The sequence below is a fragment of the Streptomyces lushanensis genome, assembly GCF_001700515.1.
Lineage (GTDB): Bacteria > Actinomycetota > Actinomycetes > Streptomycetales > Streptomycetaceae > Streptomyces > Streptomyces lushanensis.
Window position 1 is genome coordinate 1 of sequence record NZ_MAUD01000316.1, and the last position, 4,802, is coordinate 4,802.

Below are 4,802 nucleotides of genomic sequence, written 5' to 3' on the forward strand. Positions count from 1 at the left end.
TTCCACACCGGTAGCGACATTCCCCACCACCGTGACCACTGTGTCGTTCATAACGGCCCTCCCGTCCGGTTGCATTGACCGATTCCATGCTGGACCGGACGGAAGGAATGTGCCGACGCCTGTGGATTACCGATCAGTTGTGGAAAACCTCGTCACCCGCGCCCTCACCCCTCCCCGCCCCCCCCCCCTCGCCGAACCGCCGTGCCCTCAACCGCACCCGCCGCACTCAGCGCCCCGCCCGGGACACCGCCACGTACTGGTCCCGCACCTCCTGGTAGCGCATCAGCTCGGCCGCGATCGGATCGAGCACCCGCGCCCGGCCGCATCCCGCCGCCGCCTCGCGCAGCTTGCGCTCGGCGTCCTGCCCGTACCGCCGCGCCGGACCTCGTGCCGCCGCGGCACAGGCCCACTCCACGAGCGGGCCGCCGATGATCCCGGCCAGCATCACCAGCACGGGCGGGATCAGCCCGGGTTCCAGTACGCCGATGATCTGTCCCACCAGCCAGAGCGCGCCGAAGATCTGAAGCAGCGTCATGGTCGCCTGCACCAGCACGGCGGCCGGCCACCAGGCAGGGCGCGGCGGTCTGCCGAGGGGTGTTCCCGCCTTCGCCGCCATCTCGTCCAGCGCCTCCGAGAGACCTCGGGAGCCCCGGGCCGCCGCCTCGCGCACGGAGTTCGCCCACGGCGCGGGCAGCCCCGCCGACGCCTCCTCCGCGACCGTGCGCACGGCCTGTTCGACCCGCTGACGTGCCGTCAGCTCCTCCTCCACGACCACCGCCGGCCGGGGCCGCGCGTACCCGGGCATCCGCCGGCTCTCGTACCAGCGCCACAGCCTCAGCCACGGCGTCCCGCACGCGCGCCCGGCGTTTCTGAGCCATTCGCGCTCCGCCGCCTCGCCCGCCGCCACCGCGCCGACCGCCCAGGCCAGCCGGTCCGCGAACTGCTCGCGCGAACGCTCACCGAGTCCGGGCCGCCCTTCGGCGACATACGCGGGACGCAGCCGCCGGGCCGCCGCGTCCACATCGGCCGAGAGCCGCCGCGCCGCCGCGCTCCGTTCCTGTACGAACCGTCCGAGCAGTTCCCGCAGCTCCCCGACGCCCTCCCCACCGAGGGCGGAGAGCGCGAGCACGGTGGCGCCGGGCTCACCGTGCTCGCCGAGGGCCATACCGTCCTCGTCCAGCAGCCGGCGCAGATCGTCCAGCACCAGGTCGGCGGACTCGCCGGGAAGCCGGTCGATCTGGTTGAGCACGACGAAGGTGATCTCGGCGTGGCCGGCCAGCGGACGCAGATAGCGCTCGTGCAGGGCGGCGTCCGCGTACTTCTCCGGATCGACGACCCAGATCACCGCGTCCACGAGCGCGAGCACCCGGTCCACCTGCTCCCGGTGGTACACCAGGGCCGAGTCGTGGTCGGGAAGGTCCACGAGGACGAGCCCGTGCAGTTCCTCGTCGCCGTCGCCGCCCGCGAGCGGCCTGCGCCGCAGCCGCCCGGGAATCTCAAGCCGGTCGAGCAGCCCCGCCGCGCCGTCGGACCACATGCAGGCGATGGGTGCCGAGGTGGTGGGCCTGCGCAGGCCGGTCTCCGAGATCGGCACCCCGGCCAGGGCGTTGAACAGCGTCGACTTGCCGCTGCCCGTCGCTCCCGCGATGGCGACGACCGTGTGGTACGAGGAGAGCCGCTGGCGGGCGGATGCCTCCTCCAGGACATGCCCGGCCTCGGCGAGGAGCGCGCCGTCCAGGCGGGCTCTGGAGAGCCCCACCAGCTCGCCGAGCGCGTCCAGACGTCTGCGCAGGGAGCCGCCGTACGTACTGCCGGGCGTGTGCTCCTCGCTCTCGACGGCGGTGTTCCCGCCGTCGTCCGGGGCACCCGTCAGGCCGTGGACGGCGCGTACGCCGTGCACGGCGTCGCGCGCGCTCTGCGCGCCGCGTCCGGAGTGGACGCCGCTGAGGTCGCCCACGTCCTCCAATCCGTCCAGGTCGGCGTCGAGGTCGCCCTTCTCGGCGGCGCGGCGGGCGATGAACCCGTCGTCCCAGCCGCCGGAGGATCCCTTGGCGACGCCCGCCCCGGCGGTGCCGGACTCGTCCGCCGGCCTCGCGCCCCCCTCGCCCTCCGCGCCACGGCCCTCCGCGCCACGGCCCTCGGTGCCACTGCCCGCGTTTTCGTCCCCGGGACCGCCCCGGGATTCGCCGTCCCCCGATTCGCCGGCGCCGTCGGCCTCGCCCATGCTCTTCACATTGTCCGCACCATTCACATTATTTGCATTATTTGCACTATTCACGTTATCCGCGTTATCTGCGTTATCCGTCTTATCCGTAACAGCGGTCACATCGGCCACTTCGGTCATCTCTCCTTCTGGAGTACGGACAGCGCGGCGATCAGCTCGGCCTGCGGCTCCGGCGTCACCTCAAGGGCGTCGAGAGGTGCCAGCCGCCGGTCGCGCTCCCCGTGCAGTACGCGGTCGATATACGTCGTCACCAGCGCGCCGCCGCGGTCGCGCAGCCGCAGCGCGCCACGCGCCCCGATCCGCTCCGCGAGCCGCTCCCCCGCCGCGCGCGAGCGACGGCCGCCCAGCAGGGCCGCCGCGAGCAGGGCCGCGACGGTCTCGGGATCGGGCGCGGCGGTGCGGTCGAGGCGCCGCACCTCCTCCTCGGCCAGTTCCTCCATCACGCGGCGCCAGCGGCGTACGGCGATCCCGACCCGTTCCGCTCCCTCGCGGTCGGCGCTCGGTACGGGCAGGGCCCCGGCGGCCGGTTCGCGCTGCCATGCCTCCGTGACACGCTCCTCGGCGGCGGCGACGGCGCACTGCAGCAGCGCGCCCAGGCTCTCCGCCAGCGAGTCGAGCAGCTCGCGCGCCGAACTGTCCCGGGGATAGCCGCGCCAGCGCGTACGCGCGTCCCCGGCGAGCACGGCGCCGCGCTGGAGCTGTCTGCGCACCCGCTCGCCCTCGGCCGCGTAGGCCTCCTCCACGGCGCCGGTGAGCCGCACGGAGGCGGCGTACTGGGCGGCCACCGCGCCGGCCAGCTCCGGCATCCGCACGTTCAGCGAGTTGATCATTCCGGCCGCCGTACGCTCCAGTGCCTGCTGGCGCGCCGCCGGATCCTGCACCCGGTGCGCGAGCCAGCTGAGCAGCGGCGCGACGGCGGTGGTGGGCAGCAGCCCGCGCCCGCCGCCGGCCGACTCGGGCAGCTCGGGGATGGTGAACCGGGGTACGTCACCGAGCCCTGCCCGCTTCATCAGCGCCCCGTACTGCCGCGCCACTTCGTTGATCATCTGGTGCGGCACCCGATCGAGGACGGTGACCAGCGAGGCGTCGTACTCCTTGGCGGTACGCAGCAGATGCCAGGGCACGGCGTCCGCGTACCGGGAGGCGGTGGTGACCATGACCCAGACATCGGCGGCACAGATCAACTCCGCGGCCAGCAACCGGTTGTCCACCACGAGCGAGTCGATGTCGGGAGCGTCGAGCAGCGCGAGCCCCCGGGGCAGGGAGGAGGCGGTCTCGATACGCAGCGCGTTCTTCTCCAGGGCCTCCGTGCCCGCTCCTCCGTCGTCCTCCTGCTGCGGCAGCCACACCCGGGTGAGATGCGGCAGCACCCGCATTCCGGCGAACCAGTGGTGGTCATCGGGATGGCACACGAGCACGGGGGTACGTGTGGTGGGCCGCAACACCCCCGCCTCGCTGACCCGCCGTCCCACAAGGGAGTTGACGAGTGTGGACTTTCCGGCACCGGTGGACCCGCCGACGACCGCGAGCAGAGGCGCTTCGGGGTCGCGGAGCCTCGGCAGCAGATAGTCGTCGAGCTGGGCGAGCAGCTCGGCCCGGGTCTGCCGGGCCCGTGGCGCACCGGGGAGGGGAAGGGGAAGACGCACGGCAGCGACACAGTCGCGCAGTGCGGAAAGTGCGTCGATCAGCTCGGGCCGTACATCCAAGGTCACCACATGCGAAGAATGCCCAACTTTGGAGCCTTTTTGAAGCGTATAGACATCTCTGCGCGCCGATCAAGCATTAAGGACAGATGGGACGAGTGGGGCGCAGGCATAACGAGTGCACAACACCCGGGGCGCGGGAGGCCAAAAGCGATGCGGGAATCGCACCTGCCTGCGATTATCGGTTCGCTTCACTGAACCTCCACAACGTGCCACGCACGTGAAGCAACCGGGTCAAGGTGATCGGAGCCCTATCCTTGTCCCGGCGAGGTCACGGAACCACCCAACCCCGGGCTCCAGGTCACCGAGGCCACCACCCGGCCCCCGTAGCTCAGTGGATAGAGCAGGTGCCTTCTAAGCACTTGGCCGCAGGTTCGAGTCCTGCCGGGGGCGCTTCTACGCGCGGTGCACGGCCCTCCTCCTGGGAGGGCCTTCGCAGAGAAGCTTTTGCGCAGGTCAGGGGCATCGTAGCGGGCACGGCGTAGGGACGGCGTCAACGCCGGAGCGACGCCGGTGGACACCGCGGCGGAGGCGGTCGTCCCATGGATCCGGTTCCGGCCATCTCAGGCCAAGTGCTTTTGCCCAGGGCTTCCCCACATCCCCCGAAGACCGCCCGAGTGCTTGCCGAGGCCGAACTTTCGGCGCGATCTCCTAAGATCCGGTACGCGACATATCGGCATTCCGGTCGATGAGGGACGATTCCCGGATCAAACTCGCCGTCATGACTTTCGTCACCTCCGCCGTCCGTGAGGCGGTCACGGTCACCACGCCGTCCGGCGCACCGGGCAACGTCTGCCCCGGGAGACCGAGTTACCGCGCAGCGGATGGCCGGCGTCCGTCGCCCGGCTGGTTCCGCCGGTACCCGACCGGTCGGG

General features: G+C 71.7%; 2 protein-coding genes and 1 tRNA gene. 1 reads left to right on the forward strand and 2 read right to left on the reverse strand.

Annotated features, from left to right (window positions below):
* Positions 1 to 226: 226 nt before the first annotated feature.
* Both BFF77_RS24205 and BFF77_RS24210 read right to left on the reverse strand, forming a co-directional pair.
* Positions 227 to 2,224: a YfjP family GTPase gene (locus BFF77_RS24205; RefSeq protein ID WP_107422235.1), complete on the reverse strand. Its 1,998-nt coding sequence runs from the start codon at positions 2,222 to 2,224 to the stop codon at positions 227 to 229.
* Between the two features lie 116 nt (positions 2,225 to 2,340).
* Complete coding sequence (locus BFF77_RS24210) at positions 2,341 to 3,930, reverse strand: dynamin family protein (protein ID WP_066953380.1); 1,590 nt, start codon at positions 3,928 to 3,930, stop codon at positions 2,341 to 2,343.
* Between the two features lie 317 nt (positions 3,931 to 4,247).
* On the opposite strand from BFF77_RS24210, the gene BFF77_RS24215 reads away from it, so the two are divergent.
* Positions 4,248 to 4,320: transfer RNA gene (locus tag BFF77_RS24215), tRNA-Arg, on the forward strand.
* Positions 4,321 to 4,802: the final 482 nt, after the last annotated feature.